The sequence below is a fragment of the Bifidobacterium sp. WK012_4_13 genome (assembly GCF_041080835.1).
GTDB classification, from domain to species: domain Bacteria; phylum Actinomycetota; class Actinomycetes; order Actinomycetales; family Bifidobacteriaceae; genus Bombiscardovia; species Bombiscardovia fermentum.
Genome location: NZ_CP129683.1, coordinates 1693554 through 1710525, shown reverse-complemented (window position 1 = coordinate 1710525; position 16972 = coordinate 1693554). Strand labels below are relative to the sequence as shown.

The window sequence follows — 16972 nt, the reverse complement described above, 5'->3', positions numbered from 1 at the left end:
TGCCACCCACGGCAAACAACACAGCAACACAGCAACACAGCAACACAGCAATACAGCAATAACAATATGGTGTCTGCGCATGATTCGCTTCATGCGCAGACACCATATGACGCTCTGCAGCGCCTAGACCGCTCTAGATGGCACTCGTGCCGCCCGCTGACAGGTCAGTTGACCACGCTCTCAGGCTGCACGCAGAATGCCGTGCCTTTCAGGCAGTGGCCTTCGAGGCATTCTTGCTTGCCTCTTTCTCAGCCTTTTCAGCTTCCTTGACGCTTTGAATGAATGCCGCATGTTCCTTTCCTGGGAGCCATCCGGCGTTGACGACCCGTACCTGCCAGACCCAGGCAGCGGCGAACAGGATCAGCGCGAACACGATGAGTCCAATCGCACCGCCCATCGGACCGAGGTGCGCGATGTTGCCAACGATGGTTCCGAACCATCCAAAGTCAGCATCGCCGAAGGTCGAGTTTGCAATGCCAAAGCTGCCCATAACGGTCATCAGCGCAGCCGGAAGGAAGGTGATGAGCATGCCGTTGATGAATCCACCGACGACCGAACCCGTCCTGCCACCAGTGGCATTGCCGAACACGCCGGCGCCACCGCCATCGAAGAAGTGAGGAACCATGCCTGGGAGGATCAGTGCGACGCCCCAAGCCGGTCCGAGCCACACGGCGATGATGACAAGCGCCACAAGGCCCCCTGCGAACGAAGAAAGGAAGCCGATAAGCGATGCATTTGCACCGAATGGGAACACGATGGGGATATCCAGGGCTGGCTTTGCTCCAGGAACGACCTTCTTGGCAATGCCTTGGAATGCAGGGACAAGCTCGCCAAGAATGATGCGAACGCCATAGAGAATGATGCTCACACCGATGCCGAACTGCAATGCCTGAGCGAATGCAGCCATGAAGTAAGCACCGTAGTCCTTCGGAGCAGATGCGAAGATAGCGAATGCGGTCTTCGCGGGAAGCACGATCGCACCCCAGACGGAGAATACGAAGTACAGGATAACCATGAGCAGCGTGGTCGAGACCATGGAATCACGCAGGAAATTCAGTCCCTTGGGGAAGTTTATGTCCTCCGTGGATTTAGATTTTCTTCCAACCTGAGTTCCGACGGCGCCGGATACGATGTAGCCGAGTGTATTGAAATGCCCTACCGCTAACTTGTCGTTGCCGGTGACTCGGTTCATGAACGGCTGCGCGAATGCAGGCATGACCACCATGATCACACCCATCAAGGCCGATCCGACGAGAATCACCAGAAGCTGGTTCTTCGCTCCCAACCCTACGGAGAGAACGACGGCGAGCAACGTTGACATGAATACCATGTGATGGCCCGTGAGGAACACGTATTTCAACGGAGTGAACCTTGCCAGGATGAGCATCACAATAAAGCTGAGCACGATGATGTATGCGGATGTCGCGCCGTATTGATTCGAAGCCTGAGCCGTTATGACTTCGTTGGTCGGCACAACACCATGAGCCCCGGTCGACTTCAGCACGAGTTCGCCGAACGGAGACAGGGCAGCCGTCACTACGGTCGCGCCTGCACCGAGAATCAGGTAGCCCATGGCGGCCTTGAGGCCGCCCGAGATAACCTGTCCAGCGTTGCGTTTCAGGGCTATCAATCCGACTACGGCGACGATGCCTATCAGATATGCCGGGACATTGAGGATCTCTTGGCTGATGAAGTTCAGCACTTGTACGATAACACCCATTTCAAACCTTCCCCCTTGGGATTTCGCGTTTTTCTATTGAACTGTTCGGTAGCTAGTCGGCGTACTTTTCCAAAACCCTTTTCACTTCATCCGAGTCCATGAAGTTCTCGATCGTCTCAACCGGCACATCGACGCCTTCAAGTTCAGGCGCCAGCTGTGGAGAAGTGAGCACGAGGTCGCTCATGTTGGCGGTCCCCTTTGCACTGCCTGCATCGGAGGTGGTGACGTTGACATCCAGGTTCATGTCGGACGCGACCTGCTCGACATTGACCTTCAGCAGCACCGACGTTCCGATGCCATTGCCGCAAACGCATAGAATGTTCATAATCGCTCTTTTCTCTATATTGTTTCTCTAATTTCTGGAATATTGTCATTGGACGGAATCCTGCAGACTCCGCTGGTTCTGAGGGACACGGCTATTCGCTGAGAATCGCCCTGATTTCTTCGGCAGATGCGGCCGACTTGAGTGCTGCGTTCGCCTTCGGATTCGAAAGTGCCTTTGCGATTGCAGACATGACCTGAAGATGTTCGTTCTCATCCCTTCCCGCGAGGCCTATGACCAGGGAAACGGGATCGTTGGCCTTGTTGCCGAAGGCCACCGCCTGAGAAAGTCTGACCCAGCTCAGCCCTGTGTGCAGCACTGCCTCGGATGGGCGCGAATGGGCGAGTGCCAGCCCGGGAGCGATCACGATGTATGGGCCCATTTTCTCGACGGTCGCGATCATTTCATCCGTATACGCAGAAGTCGTGAATCCTGATTCCTCCAAGCCCTTCCCCGCCAGACGGATTGCATCCCTCCAATCCTTCGCTTGTCTATCGATAAGGAACGCCGAATCTGGCAGAAATTCCTCAATCTTCGTTGCCATCATTACCTCCAGTAGTCATTGGTCGAATGGTCTTCGGTCGTGCCCTGGCTAGTGGATTCCTGGCTGGCCATGCACGACCAGTCAGGAATCCACTGATCAGGGACATCAGCTAATCCGGGATCCGCGGTGGATAGAATTCTCCCGACAGCGCACGAGAGGCAAGCTGACGAGCCTCCTCGAAAGTATGTTCCGCGATGCTGGCCCTCACATCGTCAAGTGCCACCGGAGCCATCGACAGCGAATTCACGCCAAGCCCGACAAGAACCAACGCCAGATCAGGATCTGCCGCTGCCTCTCCGCATACGCCAACGGGCATGTCATGCGCCTTGCCGGCGTCGGCGATCATCTTGATCGCCCGTAGCACTGCCGGATGCCAGGCCGTCTGATATTGCCCGACCGAAGCCAGGGTTCTATCAGCCGCCAAGGTGTATTGCGTCAGGTCATTGGTGCCGATGCTGACGAAATCCGCGACCTTCGCCACCTCATCCGCCATCAGCGCGATCGAAGGTATCTCCGCCATCGCACCGACATGCTCGATGCCCTTCGCCTTGCCCAATGAAACGAAGTATTCAGCCTCGTGCTCATCCGCGACCATCGGCGCCATCACCCAAAGATCCGCTTCGGTCTGGCGCTTTGCCTGCGCCAGTGCCTCGAGCTGATCGTCGAGCACCTGCCTGTGCTCTCTCAGCGTGCGAAGGCCGCGCAGCCCCAGCGCCGGATTCGGCTCGTCCTCTGGCGTGAGAAAGTCGAGGGGCTTGTCGGCTCCGGCATCCAGCATGCGGATGACGACCTTGCGGTGCGGGAAGTGGCGAAGAAGTGCGACGTACGCCTTGGTCTGCTCCTCCACCGATGGTGACTCCGCCGATGATATGAACATGAATTCGGTCCGGAACAGACCGACTCCCTCGGCTCCGTGCTCCAACGCCGCATCGGCGTCGTCGGGCTTGCCGACGTTCGCCAGCAATGCAACCTGAACGCCATCCTTCGTCGCACCTGGCTTGCCTCTGAGCAGTCGCGCCCGGTCCGATTGATGCCTGATGTCTTCGGCTTCCCTGATATCGGCTTCATCTGGTTCGAGGACGATCACGCTCTTCGCGGCGTTGACGATGACCTCGTCACCATCGTGCAGCGAATCCGCGTGCTGAGCTCCAACCACCGCAACGATTCCGCGAGACCTTGCCAGAATCGCGGTATGGCTGGTTGGACTGCCCTGAATGGTGATGATTCCCAGAACCTTCGATAGATCCAAGGATGCGGTGTCTGCCGGAGAGAGATCCTCTGCCAGGAGAATGCTCGGTTCCTTGCTCTCTGGAATTCCAGGCATCGCCACTCCTGTGAGGACGGCGATGACTCGCTGCCCGACATCGTGAAGGTCCCTTGCCCTTTCCGCCATATAACCGCCAAGAGCCTCGAGCTTGGCCTCAAACTCGCCGAATCCTTCGAATACGGCCCGCTGGGGCGTCTTGCCCGACTTGAGTGCCTTGGATATCTCTTGCATCAGCGCCGGATCGGTCGCCATCTGTGCCAAGGCGCCGAGTACCGCCGCTGTCTCATCGTTCCCTGATGTCTGCGAAGCCTGGTCAGCACGCCCCTGAAGCTGCGACCTGACTGCTTCCATGGCCTTCTGAACCTCATGCTCGGCATCCTCGAAAGAAATGCCGGCGTCACGTACATCGTCTTCAGGCTCCTTCAGCGCAGGAGCGACACGCAATATGTGACCGATAGCAACGCCACGGCCAATTCCTGTCCCTAGTATTTTCATGCGCACTCCTTCTTGTGCGAGACAATTTCCCAACAATGCGCCTCTGTGTCAGCAAGCGTTCCTCCGTGATTCAGTGATTTGGGTTCACGGTGGATCATGGTTCTGCAACTGACCCCAATGTGGCTGCAAAACCAACTAATTATTATGGTAATCGATTTCTGAAAAAGTTCAAACCGACGTAGTATTAATGGTGTTGTCACCATACATAGCAACACGACACACTGCATTTCACTGAGGGGGATTCATGTCAATAGCAACAAGAACAGTCGAGATTCAAGATCCAGTCGGCATACACGCCCGTCCGGCTTCTGCATTTGCGCAGGAGGCTGCAGGCAGCGGATGCAAGGTGACGATCACCAGGGAATCCGACAAGGCAAGCGCCGATGCGGCAAGCGTACTGATGATCATGAGCCTTGGCATCGCGAAGGGCGATACGATAACGATTTCTGTCGATGGTGAGGATGCTGAAAACAAAGCGGATAAACTCGTCAAGACGCTGCTGGAAAACGAATAGAATCTCACTTCTAGTATGGTTCTTATAATTTATCGTTGATATCGATGGAATATAAGTGCGAACAAGGGAAATGTGAGGTGACATGTCGCAAAATTCGCTTGGCAGTGAAGTATCGATTGCGAATGTCGCAGCCGTAGCTGGAGTATCCACCGCTACCGTGTCCCGAGTTCTATCAGGTCGCCGTCGAAAGGACGACGACCTGAGCAGACGCGTCAGGCAGGCGGCGAAGCAGCTCAACTATTCCGTCAACTATGCGGCAAGCGCCCTGCGAAGCGATGTCACGAACAGCATCGGCCTTATCGTGCCGGAGCTGAAAAACGCAATGTATTCATCGGTCGTCCAGGCCATCGAGCCTGCAGTGAATGCCCAAGGCAAGCAGCTGATACTCGGCATAGGCTCAACGGCGGATGAACAGGAGAAGCGAATTCGTCTCGGCATTTCCCACCGTGCGGACGGTCTCATCATCATTCCCGTGGAGACGGAATCAGTCGTCCACTTTCTCGAAGACGTTGCGGAACAGATTCCCGTAGTCCAGCTCCTCTCTCAGACCTATTCGAACAAGCTCGACTGGGTTGGCATCAACGAGACCACAGTCATGCAGATCATCGCCGATCATCTCAGCACCGCCGGGGCAAGGTCGGTGGCGTACATCGGCTCTTCGACCAACGAGCTTGACGGCATGTCGCTCTTTACCGCATTCCACATGCAGATGACCGTCTCAGGTCTGTCGACCTATACGGAATGGATTCATTTCACCGCAGAGGGCATCGATTTCGGGTTCCAGATCATGCAGGGCATACTTTCACAGCACAACTTCTATCCCGAATCGGTGATATGCGCCGATGGCCTTACCGCGGTCGGAGCGTTCAGGGCATGCAAGGACGCAGGACTTGAAGTGCCGGGAGACATCAAGATCGCAGTCCTGCAGGACTCGGAAATCTGCCGCGACGGCGCATTCAACGCCCCGTCATTCACGTCGGTGCAGCTGCCTTGGAAGCGGATGGCCCGCGAGGCGATGACACTCGTCTCAGCCGAGCATGAGAGAAAGAGCTGGCTGCCATCAAGACGAGAGCTCGAACCGGTGCTGATGATTCGTGACTCCACCGTTGTATCCTCATAGATGTCTGCATTCGCCTTGGCTGGCTGGCTTGCATGCCGCTAAGCCGGCCAAGGAAGCCAAGCAATTCGAATCAGTCGAGCCGTAACGACCATCATGGGATATGAAGGGCACCAATGAAGAAGAGTCTTGTTGCGTTGGCGTTGGGCGCGTTTGCCCTTGGAGCCGCGGAGTTCGTCATGATGGGCATCCTTCCGCAGGCTGCCCGCACGATGGGGGTCAGCATACCCTTCGCGGGCAATTTCATATCCTCATATGCGATCGGGGTCTGCTTCGGCACGCTGATACTCGTATTTGGCAGGAAGATTCCTCCAAAGCATCTGATCATCGGGTTCATGGCGCTCATAATCATCGGCAACATGCTTTCGGCATTGTCCGGCAATGCTCCCATGCTCATTGCCGCCCGATTCATCGCCGGGCTCCCGCACGGAGCATTCTTTGGCACTGCGACCCTGATCGCCAAGTCGGTGGCAGATCCCGGCAAGGAAACCAAGGCCGTCTCCATGATGGTTACCGGGCAGACAGTCGCCAACATGCTGGGAGTTCCCGCAGGGACCTTACTTGCCGAGCACCTAAGCTGGCGCATGACCTTCGTCTCGCTCAGCGCCTGGGCGGCGGTGACGCTTGTGCTTTCATTCCTATGGCTTCCCGATGTGCCGGCGATCAAGGATGCCGGCATTGGCGGCCAGTTCGCATTCCTGCGCAGACGGGCGCCATGGTTCATCCTCGGAGCTGTTTTTCTGGGCAATGCAGGCATCTTCTGCTGGTGGAGCTATGTGTCACCGTGGCTGATCAGGGTCGGTGGATACAGCTCAGGCATGATTCCAATCATGATGATGCTTGCAGGCTTTGGCATGGTCATTGGCGGATTGGTCGGCGGAACCATCGCAGATCGTTGGCGCCATGCCGGGACCGCCTCATTGGGGCAGGCGCTCTCCGCGATCGGCCTCCTTCTTGTGTTTGTCATTCCCGGCACCCCACTCACCACGGCGATTCTGACCTTCTGGATATCCTTCGGGCTCTTCTTCGTGTCATCGCCACAGCAGATCCTCATGGTCGAAGCCGGCCAGGGTGGCGGCGAACTCATAGGCGGAGCAGCGGTTCAGGTGGCGTTCAATCTCGGCAATGCAGTGGGATCGCTCATAGGTGGCTTCACGCTCACAGCCACGGCGAACGACTATCAGAGTCCTGCGCTATCTGGCACACCCCTGGCGCTCATGGCCGTTGCGTTGCTTATCATCTATTCATGGAGGCACGAAACCCATACGAATGCGCTGCACCGCATGAGGCTGGTCCATTCCCCCGAGGTCGGTTCGAAGCCACAATAGCCAGACACGCCGATCCCATGCTCGATGCTCCATGCTTCCGGCGCTTGGACAGCCGCGAGGCATGAGACATGTGGCATGGGATCGGACGCAATGAACCTCAGCCCTTGACGGCTCCTGAGGTCACACCTTCCACGATGAACCGCTGCAGGAACAGATACAGAACCAGAATCGGAAGCATGGCAAGAAGCAATGCAGCCATGATCAGGCCGATATCCGTCGAATACGTTCCATAGAAAGCCTGGGTTGCGATGGGAATCGTATACAGCTCCTTGCGCCCGAGAACGAGCGAAGGCAGCAGATAGTCATTCCAGAAAGCCATGGCATCGATGATGGTCACCGTCGCGATCGTCGGCTTCAGGAGTGGAAAGACGATTCTCCAGAAGGTCATCCATTTGGAGCATCCATCGATCTCGGCGGCTTCCTCGAGCTCCATCGGAATGTTCGTGCGAATGGCGCCATGAAACATGAAGGTCGCCAAGGAGACCGAGAATCCGACATGCATCAGGACCAGAGTCATGCGGTCGTTCAGCACATGGAATATTCCGCCATACACCGAGACCAGGGGAACCATGAGCACTTGGAACGGTATGACCATCGAGGCTATCATCAGGGAAAACAGGATCGTCCCAAGCTTCCATTGAGGATTCCTCACGATGACATATGCCGCCATGGCAGAGACGACGACCGTCAGCACCGTGGCAAGAACCGTGATGAAGGTCGAGTTGCTGGCGACCGTCCAGAACCTCATCTTGTCCATCGCCTCAATGAAGTTGTCGATCGTGAACCCATGTTTCCCGATGATTGCCAGAGGATTGGCAGTGATATCGGACATCGGCTTGAAGACGTTGACGATCACCAGAGCGAAGGGCGCCACGAACAGTGCCAGCACCACACTCAGAATTGCAGTGAGCGCGATGCTCCCGACATTCAGATTTCTTACTCCCGTTTTCTCCCGCATCATCATGCCTCCACCTCTCCGCGCTTTCCGATGAATACCTGTGCGATGCCGATCACGGCACACACCAGGAAGAGCACCAGGGCCTCTGCCTGTCCAGTTCCATAGTTCTTGTAGACGAAGGCCTGGTTATATACATGCATCGCGGCAAGAACCGATGAATTGAACGGCTCTCCCTTCGTCAGGGACAGATTGATGTCATACACCATGAAGCAGCGCGTCGTGCTCAGAAAGATGCACTGAACGAACGATGCCCGCATCAGGGGCACGATCACATGCCACATCGCCTGCCTTGCATTGCAGCCATCTATGAGTGACGCTTCCTTCAAGCTCTGATCGACGCTCATGAAACCTGCCACATAGATAAGCATCATGTAGCCTGCATATTGCCAGACCGACACCAGAATCAGGCAGAACATCGCGCCATTGGGAGTGGACAGCAGGGATGACGACGATCCGCTGTGCGACAGCGCCTCTGCCATCGAAACGAAGGCGCGGTTGAAGACGAATTTCCACACATACCCCAGCACGATGCCACCAATGAGATTGGGGATGAAAAAACCCGCACGGAAAAGATTCTGGGCTTTCAGACCCTGCGTGACCGCATAGGCGAGCGCAAAGGCGACGACATTGACCAATACGACGGTTATCACCGAATATATGACGGTTCGTCCGAGCGAATCCCAATAGGCCCTATCCGCAAGGGCGGTGGCATAGTTGCCGAGACCGACGAATGGCTTCTCGACGGAAACCCCATCCCAGCTGGTGAATGTCAGATACAGACCATAGAGGAATGGCAGGATCACCACCGCAAGGAAGAGAGCGAACGCAGGGCCTGCGAACATTGAATACTGACCGAATCGATACGACAGTTTGTTTGTTTTCATAATGAATCCCGATCGAATGCACGATGTGCGGGCGTCTAGGCCGATGCAGCAGCCAAGGAATGGCCCGGCATGCATCGCAGAACGCCCACACAGGTTCGGATGGTGTCAATCACGCATCAGGGGTGGTGATCTTGGCAGACTTCCAGTAGCCTTCAATCGCCTTCGCGAATCCGGCACGATTCTCCTGACCAGCCAGGTACTTCTGGAATTCTGCGCCCAGCACGGAATAATGATCGTCAGGCATGTAGTTATAGCTCGGAATCAGCATGCCTGCATCGGAGTATTCCTTCACCGACGCGCCGAGTGGGTCGGCCACTTCAAGCGTGTTGTTGGTGAACGGGGAGACCAGAGAGCAGTCATTCACGATGAATGACTGGCCGTCCGCATCATCGACGATCCAGTCAAGGAAATCCTTTGCAGCACTGCGCTGCTCATCCGTGGTGGCATCGGACGAATCCACGATGAAGAACTTCGAACCCCCGCCGACGAGCTTCTCATTGCTCTCATCATCCGTATTCTGAGGAACCGGCATCACGCCCATGTTCTCGGAGTAGTCATACTGATTGATGACGGCCCAATCCCAGTTACCACCGAACATGAATGCGACCTCGCCCTCAGCCAGCTTCTGCTCGCTCACCTCGCGCTCCGCGGAGATGGCGTTGGCCGCTGCATAGTTGTTCGCCTTCAACACATCGAACGAGTCCATCAGCGAGGTGAACTTAGGGTTGTCATTCAGGTTGACCTTTCCATCGTGGAGTTCGTCAATGAAGGCAGCTGGGTCGGCCTGCTCCTCATAGACTTCGCCCAGATAGTGAGCCGCCAGAGACCAATCTTCCTTCATCACGGCGGTCGGCGCGGAAATTCCGCCCTGCTTCAGCTGGGCGATAAGCGCCTTGAATGCATCGAGAGTCGCATATTTGGTTGGGTCGAAGCTCTCACCGATGACCTTCTCGATCGGATCTGCGTTATAGATCACGCCCCGCGCCTCGATGCTGACCGGAAACCCATAGGTCTTGCCATCGATGGCAATCGCCTGATCGGTCTTGTCCACCCAACCTTGGTCACTGAGATCGACAGCGTGGTCACGCGCAAGGGCATATACGTCCTTTGCATCAACCATTGCCACCGTATAGGGCTCGTTAGACGCATACTTCGTAGCGAGATGAGCGGCAACGGTGTCACTGGAGTAATACACCTCAACGTCTACGTCCTTGGCATCGGAATAGGTCTTGGCCATCTCCTCCATCTGATCTTGGATTTCCATCTTGGAGTTGAAAATCGTGATCTGCGTCTTCCCTGAATTCGAAGAACCGCAGCCCGCGAGCAAACTCAATGGCAGCACCGAAGCAAGCATGACTGCACCGAATCTTCTGAACCTGGTCTTGGCGTTGTTCATTCTTCTCACCTTTCTTAACAAGCGACATTGCCGTTCGAATCCGCCGATGAAGAGCGACATTCGTGCGATGGGACATCGTCAAATGGAAATCTCACTCATCCTTGAGTATCGAACCGGTTTTATATTAACGATATGTATGTATTTTGTCAATCTGTATCGTTTATGACCACGTCTGCATGCCGAATCACGGAAACGCGCGCGGCTAAGGGCGGCAGCTGCTCTGCGGCAAAGCGGCCCATGCGCAAGATTCTCGCCTGACATGGCAGTTATGAACAGATAATCGGCAATGCAATCAGCGATTGCTATCATGAAAGGGTTCAACGGACTTCGGCGGGTGCTCAGACATGTGCCCGAATATGGTGCATTGCCCGATATGGCAATGCATGGGGGGATTACATATGCGTTCAGGCATTGGCAAATACATCCATTCATTGCACCGAACAAGGCTGCTGGCGACGCTGCTCACCGTCGTGGCAATCGTGGCCGGGCTGTTTGCCGGCGGCACTCAAATCGCCCAGGCTGCGGATGGCAGCAGCTCCTCCACCTCGACGTCCACCACATCAACATCCACCGTCACGGCAGCCACCAGGAAAGAGGCTCTGAAGGCAAAGGGCAAGTCATATACCATCGCGACCGACACGACCTTCGCCCCATTCGAGTTCCGCCAGAACGGTCAGATGGTCGGCATCGACATGGATCTGATGAACGCGATCGCCAAGAACCAGGGATTCAGCATAACGATCCAGTCCCTGGGATTCAACGCCGCCTTGCAGGCACTGAGCTCGAACCAGGCGGACGGCGTCATAGCAGGCATGTCGATAACCGACGAGCGCAAGCAGATCTACGATTTCTCCGATCCATACTTTGAATCAGGAATCCAGATGGCAATCGCGAAGAACGACAGCACCATCAAGTCATACAAGGACCTGAAGGGCAAGACCGTCGTCGTGAAGTCCGGGTCCGAAGGGGAGAGCTACGCCAAGTCGGTTGCCAGCAAATATGGCTTCAGCGTCAAGTCCGTCGACCAGTCCGCAACCATGTACGAGATGGTGAAGTCAGGGAACGCATCGGCGGTCTTCGACGATTACCCCGTTCTTGCATATGGGGTATCTCAAGATAACGGCCTCAAGACCGTCACGAAGAAAATTCCCGAGGGATCGTACGGCTTCGCCGTCAACAAGGGCAAGAATGCCGCACTCCTCGCAGCCTTCAACGTAGGGTTGAAGAATCTGAAGGCAAGTGGCAAGTATGACAAGATTCTGGTGAAATATCTTGGCAGCAGCGCCTCGACAGGCTCGGCGACGATCAAGGCTGCCACACGGCCGAGCTTCTGGCAGTTGGTCAGACAGTCGTTCCCCGCGCTCATGCTTGGTCTTCGCAACACCCTGATCATCACGGCGCTGTCGTTCATCGTCGCCATGATCCTATCGCTCGTGTTCGGACTCATGCGCGTATTCCCCAACCGAATCGTGCAGTTCATCGCTCAGATATACGTTGCCGTGTTCCGAGGCACGCCATTGCTGGTCTGGGCGTTCTTCTTCTACTTCGGCATTCCTCAGCTCGTCGGGCATGCGCTCGGAAACTGGCTGTGGATATCGGGGCTGCTCACCCTATCGCTGAACTCAGGCTCATACCTGACGGAAATCCTGCGCGGCGCCATTCAATCCGTCAACATCGGTCAGACCGAGGGAGCACAGTCGCTGGGACTCACCTATGGCCAGACCATGAGAGAGATCATTCTTCCCCAGGCGTTCAAGATCGCTGCACCATCGGTCATCAATCAGCTGATTATCATGATAAAGGATTCGTCATTGCTGCTGACCATCGGCTTCGCAGACCTGCTGTATCAGGCGCAACAACTTTACGCGGCCAACTTCCGCGTCACCGAGACACTCTTCATGGTGGGCGTGATCTACTTCGTTGCGATATCGCTGCTCACCCTGGTGGCAAACTGGGCGGACCGCAAGCTGCATCGCCGCTAATCTGACGAGATTCCAAGTTTTGGGGACTTGCTCAAGTATAAAACCTGATTATTGGCTTAACTTCGGTCGATTTTTCAACGATTCAAGGGCCTTATACTTTTGCAAGTTCCCAAAACTTGGAATCTCGATGAAATTTCCCGTTCAGGCGACCCCAGGAGTGAGTTCCCCGGCGATCGGAACGGTCATCCAATCGGAGAGCTCCTTGCCGCGCAGCCCTTGCGAGAGCAGGAATACCGTCTTCGCATAGACCGCTTCGAACGTCATGTCCGCCGAGCTGCATGCGCCCGCACGGGCGATTGCATCACCGGTTTCGTAACGTCCCAGCAGCACTTCGGCCTGCTCGCACTGCGAGGTGATGACCACCGGCACCTGATCATCGAGCAAACCTGCTATGGCGCCTGTCAGTCCCTCTTCCTCACTGGGCACATTGCCCACGCCATAGGCTCGAATGATGACGGCTTCCGGCTGTGGCGAAGCCATCGCCGCAAAACGGGTCGCCGTTATTCCGGGAACCATGTCGATTACCGCGACGTCATGGCGCCGATAAGGCTTGGGATTCGCCCATCCCCTGCCCGTACGGTCGATGTCGCGCCAATGCCAGGGAGTTCCCGATTGGGCGACCGGGCCGGTTATCGGTGAATCGAAACCTTCGAACGCCCAGGAAGAGGTCTTGGTCACGCGATTGCCCGCAAAGAGGTGATGGCCGAAGAAGAGGTTCACGCCCCGGGCGCGTCCACTCAAGGCAGCGTTCAAGGCGCCGGTCACGTTCGCCGTCGCATCCGATTCGATGCGTCCCAAAGGATGCTGCGCCCCGGTGAAAATAACGGGTTTCCCGAATTCGGTCAATGCATATGACATCGCCGCTGTCGTGTATCCCATCGTGTCCGTGCCATGCAGCACTACGAACGCATCCGCCGATTCGCGGTGCTCGCGCAGATCATCGATTATCTGCTGCCAACTCTCCGGCGTGGCATTCGCAGAATCGATAAGGGGATCGAGCTCGGTGAATGTCACCTCATCGCTTCGCTCCTCGTTGCCTTCGGACAGAATCCGAAAAAGCCAGCCGCGCATGTCAGCGCCGATGACCAGGCCTTCATTGGATTCGACCATGCCGATCGTGCCACCGGTATATGTCACATGAATACGCATATCAGCAACCCACCCTCCGTAATGTGAACAGTCATTGCCTATCTCTCAGATTTCGCATCTGAATTCTTCGATTCAATGGCTCGCGATGCCTCGTCATCATCCTGACCAAGATCGATCTCATCGAGCAGATCGCCACGAACGCGTCCACGCACGTAATACCAACCTGCAACCATCAGCAGCACGACGACGCAGAACAGCGCAAGGGTCCAGCGCCCCGAGGCACTCGACAGATTTGAGATGACGACGACGGCGAAGAACACCAACGCCACATAATTCGTGTATGGTGCGCCTGGCATATGGTAGGCAGGTCTCGTTTCCTTGCCTTCCCTTACCCGTCTGAGGAAGACCAGGTGAGTGACTAGGATGGCGGCCCATGTTCCAGCGATGCCGATCCCAGCAAGATTCATGATGATCTCGAATGCCTCATCGGGAAGAATGGCATTCAGCAAGACCCCAAAGAGCCCCAGTGCAGAGGTGATCATGATGCCACCCGCGGGAACGTGATGCTTGTTCATGACACGGGCTATCTTCGGGGCCGACCCCGCAACCGCCATGGAACGCAGCGTTCGCCCAGTCGCATACAATCCAGCATTCAGCGAGGACAATGCGGCAGTGAGCACAACCAGCTGAATGATGCTTCCCGCATATGGGATTCCAAGGCCAGAGAAGAAGGTCACGAATGGAGATTCGTTGCTTGAATACGCCGTATATGGCAGAACGAGAGCCATCAAGACGACAGAGCCGACGTAGAAGACGAATATGCGAATAATCATCGAATTGATCGCCTTGGGCAACACCTTGCGAGCGTTCTTCGCCTCGCCAGCCGCCACTCCGACCATCTCAGTGCCTCCGAATGCGAACACGACACCGAGCGTCAATGCAAAGACGATGGGAAGCCCTTCTGGGAAGAAGCCACCATGGTCGGTGATGTTCGTCAACCCCGCATGAGAACCGCCGACGGCAGCACCCGAGACGATCGCCCATATGGCAACCACCATGAAGATCAGAATCGTCGCAACCTTGATGGCCGCGAACCAGAATTCCGCCTCTCCGAAAAGCTTCACGCTCATCAGGTTCATGACGAACACGAGCGCGAGCGCCGCGAGGGCGATGACCCATTGCGGAATGAATTGCAAGGATTTCCAATAATGGACGTATACGGCGACTGCCGTGATGTCTGCCATGATGGTCGTTGACCAGTCAAGGAAGAACAGCCATCCAGTGATGTATGCGCCCTTTTCTCCAAGGAATTCCCGAGCGTATGAGACGAAGGCGCCGGACGACGGACGACGGATTGCCAGCTCGCCAAGTGCACGGACCATAAGAAATGCAAAGATGCCGCAGACCGCATAAGCGATGGTCAGGCCTGCGCCGCCTTGCGCGAGACGACCACCTGCGCCGAGGAACAGCCCTGTTCCAATGGAGCCGCCGATGGCAATCATCTGAATGTGCCGCGGCTTCAGGTCCTTTGAATAGTCAGAGTCACTTCTGTCTTCGGTCACCGTCCTCTGCTCGGAACTCTCGTGCTGTTCCTCAATGTTGCTGACCATAATCCCCCAATATCTGTGCCAATAAACACAAAAGCAATGATTCAAGCCATCGTGGGCAACAATCATCGCATACGCTGTCATCGTATACTCACCGCATGAACAGGTGAAGCATCTTCTCATTATTGCCATTCACCCGCGAAGGAGCGGGAGGCAAAACCCATATATGTCACAGAGCGACCCTAAGGTGTCAGACAGTTTTAGTCTTGGCGGTCTCGGTGGAAGGCTGCTCCATGCCAGAGGGGAAAACGATGTCGCAGACACAGCCAACGATCAATGAGGACGGTACGCACAGATCGCTGAGCAATCGACATGTTCAGATGATCGCGATCGGCGGGACGATAGGCACCGGGCTTTTCCTGGGTGCCGGCACGACGATAAGCCAGACCGGCCCATCCGTGCTGCTGGTCTATCTGATTCTCGGACTCTTCTTCTTCCTCATGATGCGCGCAATCGGCGAGATGCTCTATGCAGACCCATCGCAGCACACCTTCGTTGCCTACATTGCCAAATACATGGGACCTCGCACAGGCCAGTTTGCAGGATGGACCTACTGGCTGGGCCTCGTGTTCCTTTCGATGGCCGAGCTCACAGCCATCGGCAACTATGTGCAGTTCTGGCTGCCTCAGGTGCCTGCATGGCTCATAGAGCTATGCGTTCTGTCAGTTCTGGTATTGCTCAACCTATCGACGGCAAAGCTCTTTGGCGAGACCGAATTCTGGTTCGCCATGATCAAGATCGTCGCGATAATCGCACTGATCGTCACAGGAGTGGTCATGACGATCAATCACACGTCCACCCCACTCGGCCAAGCAGCCATCTCGAATCTCTTCATCGAGCTTCGTGCATTCCCCAAGGGATTCATGGCTTTCGCCGCAGCATTCCCCATGGTGTTCTTCGCATTCCAGGGCATTGAATTCATCAGCATCACCATTGGCGAGGCGAAGGAGCCCCGAAGAATAATTCGCAAGGCCGTCAACAACACCCTTATCCGAATTCTCCTCTTCTATATTCTTTCTCTCGTCGTAATCATGATGATCGTGCCATGGAACAGCATCAAGCCCGATAAAAGCCCATTCGTGCAGGTGTTCCAGCTTGCAGGACTCCCTGCGGCTGCGGCGGTCATCAATGCCGTCGTGCTCACGGCAGCCGCATCCGCGCTCAACAGTTCGATCTTCTCTGCAGGCAGGCATCTCTATCAGATTGCAACCGAGGCAGAGGGAAAAAGCCGCTTCAGCAGCTTCCTTGCAAGGATCTCGAGAAACGGCATACCCGCGCACGGCATCCTCCTGTCAGGCATGCTGATGCTTCTCGCACCCTTCATCAGTCTTTTCCGCGGGGTCGGGGGCGCCTTCACCATTGTGACGGGAATCTCAAGCGACCTCTATATCGTGGTCTACATTCTTGCCATGCTCGCTCACCGCAGATACCGCAAATCCCCTGATTTCATGCCAAGCGGGTTCGTGATGCCTGCATATTCGATAACAAGTCCGCTGAGCATAGCATTCTTTGTCCTGATATTTGCGAGCCTGTTCGTCATGCCTGACGATCGCGCAGGTGCCTTCGGCGCAATCGCCTGGTGTCTGGCATTCGTCATCTTCTACGCCTTCCAGGCCCGACGTGAGCGCGATGTCAAAGACGTCGATTCGCTTTCCGGTCAAAATTCACACTGAACGAGTCATGCGGCAAGGGTCAATGCACACATGACCTGCAAATGATTATGATAGACATGATTCAGTGGGCACAGGT

The 16972-nt window shown here is 55.8% G+C and carries 14 protein-coding genes; 5 read left to right on the top strand and 9 right to left on the bottom strand.

The genetic code is table 11. The features are described from left to right. Nucleotides 1–208 precede the first annotated feature (208 nt). From QN062_RS06865 to ptsP, 4 genes are all read right to left on the bottom strand, one after another. Nucleotides 209–1720: a PTS ascorbate transporter subunit IIC gene (locus QN062_RS06865; RefSeq protein WP_369341088.1), complete on the bottom strand. Its 1512-nt coding sequence runs from the start codon at nucleotides 1718–1720 to the stop codon at nucleotides 209–211. A 52-nt stretch (nucleotides 1721–1772) separates the two neighbouring features. Then, nucleotides 1773–2045, bottom strand: a complete 273-nt coding sequence (locus tag QN062_RS06860; RefSeq protein WP_369341087.1) for a PTS sugar transporter subunit IIB — start codon at nucleotides 2043–2045, stop codon at nucleotides 1773–1775. Between the two features lie 91 nt (nucleotides 2046–2136). Continuing rightward, nucleotides 2137–2586, bottom strand: a complete 450-nt coding sequence (locus QN062_RS06855; protein WP_369341086.1) for a PTS sugar transporter subunit IIA — start codon at nucleotides 2584–2586, stop codon at nucleotides 2137–2139. 109 nt (nucleotides 2587–2695) lie between these two features. Beyond that, the gene (gene ptsP, locus QN062_RS06850) at nucleotides 2696–4348 is read right to left on the bottom strand and encodes a phosphoenolpyruvate--protein phosphotransferase (protein ID WP_369341085.1); all 1653 of its coding nucleotides are present in this window, start codon (nucleotides 4346–4348) and stop codon (nucleotides 2696–2698) included. A gap of 244 nt (nucleotides 4349–4592) precedes the next feature. Between ptsP and QN062_RS06845 the strand changes: the two genes are divergently transcribed. From QN062_RS06845 to QN062_RS06835, 3 genes are all read left to right on the top strand, one after another. Beyond that, a complete protein-coding gene (locus QN062_RS06845; protein ID WP_369341084.1) occupies nucleotides 4593–4862 on the top strand; it encodes an HPr family phosphocarrier protein in 270 nt (89 codons plus the stop codon). Nucleotides 4863–4944: 82 nt separating this feature from the next. After that, nucleotides 4945–5982, top strand: a complete 1038-nt coding sequence (locus QN062_RS06840) for a LacI family DNA-binding transcriptional regulator (RefSeq protein ID WP_369341083.1) — start codon at nucleotides 4945–4947, stop codon at nucleotides 5980–5982. Between the two features lie 113 nt (nucleotides 5983–6095). Continuing rightward, nucleotides 6096–7307, top strand: a complete 1212-nt coding sequence (locus tag QN062_RS06835; RefSeq protein WP_369341082.1) for an MFS transporter — start codon at nucleotides 6096–6098, stop codon at nucleotides 7305–7307. 97 nt (nucleotides 7308–7404) lie between these two features. On the opposite strand, the gene QN062_RS06830 is transcribed toward QN062_RS06835, so the two are convergent. The 3 genes from QN062_RS06830 to QN062_RS06820 form a co-directional block, all read right to left on the bottom strand. Beyond that, nucleotides 7405–8271 (bottom strand): carbohydrate ABC transporter permease, encoded by an 867-nt coding sequence (locus tag QN062_RS06830; RefSeq protein WP_369341081.1) that lies wholly within the window; start codon nucleotides 8269–8271, stop codon nucleotides 7405–7407. After that, on the bottom strand, nucleotides 8268–9149 hold the full coding sequence (locus QN062_RS06825) for a carbohydrate ABC transporter permease (protein WP_369341080.1): 882 nt from the start codon (nucleotides 9147–9149) through the stop codon (nucleotides 8268–8270). The genes QN062_RS06830 and QN062_RS06825 overlap by 4 nt, the downstream gene beginning before the upstream one ends. 109 nt (nucleotides 9150–9258) lie before the next feature. Continuing rightward, complete coding sequence (locus QN062_RS06820) at nucleotides 9259–10545, bottom strand: ABC transporter substrate-binding protein (RefSeq protein WP_369341079.1); 1287 nt, start codon at nucleotides 10543–10545, stop codon at nucleotides 9259–9261. 383 nt (nucleotides 10546–10928) lie between these two features. Here QN062_RS06820 and QN062_RS06815 point away from each other — a divergent pair, with 383 nt between their 5' ends. Continuing rightward, the gene (locus tag QN062_RS06815) at nucleotides 10929–12527 is read left to right on the top strand and encodes an amino acid ABC transporter substrate-binding protein/permease (protein WP_369341078.1); all 1599 of its coding nucleotides are present in this window, start codon (nucleotides 10929–10931) and stop codon (nucleotides 12525–12527) included. A gap of 141 nt (nucleotides 12528–12668) precedes the next feature. Here QN062_RS06815 and QN062_RS06810 read toward each other — a convergent pair whose 3' ends face one another. Further along, nucleotides 12669–13676, bottom strand: a complete 1008-nt coding sequence (locus QN062_RS06810) for an asparaginase (RefSeq protein WP_369341077.1) — start codon at nucleotides 13674–13676, stop codon at nucleotides 12669–12671. Nucleotides 13677–13714: 38 nt separating this feature from the next. Further along, nucleotides 13715–15226: an amino acid permease gene (locus QN062_RS06805; RefSeq protein WP_369341076.1), complete on the bottom strand. Its 1512-nt coding sequence runs from the start codon at nucleotides 15224–15226 to the stop codon at nucleotides 13715–13717. A 248-nt stretch (nucleotides 15227–15474) separates the two neighbouring features. On the opposite strand from QN062_RS06805, the gene QN062_RS06800 reads away from it, so the two are divergent. Then, nucleotides 15475–16896 (top strand): amino acid permease, encoded by a 1422-nt coding sequence (locus tag QN062_RS06800; protein ID WP_369341075.1) that lies wholly within the window; start codon nucleotides 15475–15477, stop codon nucleotides 16894–16896. Nucleotides 16897–16972 lie beyond the last annotated feature (76 nt).

Bases quoted from the DNA above. Each gene is read 5' to 3' on its own strand.
- QN062_RS06800 (WP_369341075.1), top strand. From the start codon at position 15,475: ATGTCGCAGACACAGCCAACGATCAATGAGGACGGTACGCACAGATCG.
- QN062_RS06835 (WP_369341082.1), top strand. From the start codon at position 6,096: ATGAAGAAGAGTCTTGTTGCGTTGGCGTTGGGCGCGTTTGCCCTTGGA.
- QN062_RS06810 (WP_369341077.1), bottom strand. From the start codon at position 13,676: ATGCGTATTCATGTGACATATACCGGTGGCACGATCGGCATGGTCGAA.
- QN062_RS06825 (WP_369341080.1), bottom strand. From the start codon at position 9,149: ATGAAAACAAACAAACTGTCGTATCGATTCGGTCAGTATTCAATGTTC.
- ptsP (WP_369341085.1), bottom strand. From the start codon at position 4,348: ATGAAAATACTAGGGACAGGAATTGGCCGTGGCGTTGCTATCGGTCAC.
- QN062_RS06845 (WP_369341084.1), top strand. From the start codon at position 4,593: ATGTCAATAGCAACAAGAACAGTCGAGATTCAAGATCCAGTCGGCATA.
- QN062_RS06820 (WP_369341079.1), bottom strand. From the start codon at position 10,545: ATGAACAACGCCAAGACCAGGTTCAGAAGATTCGGTGCAGTCATGCTT.
- QN062_RS06865 (WP_369341088.1), bottom strand. From the start codon at position 1,720: ATGGGTGTTATCGTACAAGTGCTGAACTTCATCAGCCAAGAGATCCTC.
- QN062_RS06855 (WP_369341086.1), bottom strand. From the start codon at position 2,586: ATGGCAACGAAGATTGAGGAATTTCTGCCAGATTCGGCGTTCCTTATC.
- QN062_RS06860 (WP_369341087.1), bottom strand. From the start codon at position 2,045: ATGAACATTCTATGCGTTTGCGGCAATGGCATCGGAACGTCGGTGCTG.
- QN062_RS06805 (WP_369341076.1), bottom strand. From the start codon at position 15,226: ATGGTCAGCAACATTGAGGAACAGCACGAGAGTTCCGAGCAGAGGACG.
- QN062_RS06840 (WP_369341083.1), top strand. From the start codon at position 4,945: ATGTCGCAAAATTCGCTTGGCAGTGAAGTATCGATTGCGAATGTCGCA.
- QN062_RS06815 (WP_369341078.1), top strand. From the start codon at position 10,929: ATGGGGGGATTACATATGCGTTCAGGCATTGGCAAATACATCCATTCA.
- QN062_RS06830 (WP_369341081.1), bottom strand. From the start codon at position 8,271: ATGATGATGCGGGAGAAAACGGGAGTAAGAAATCTGAATGTCGGGAGC.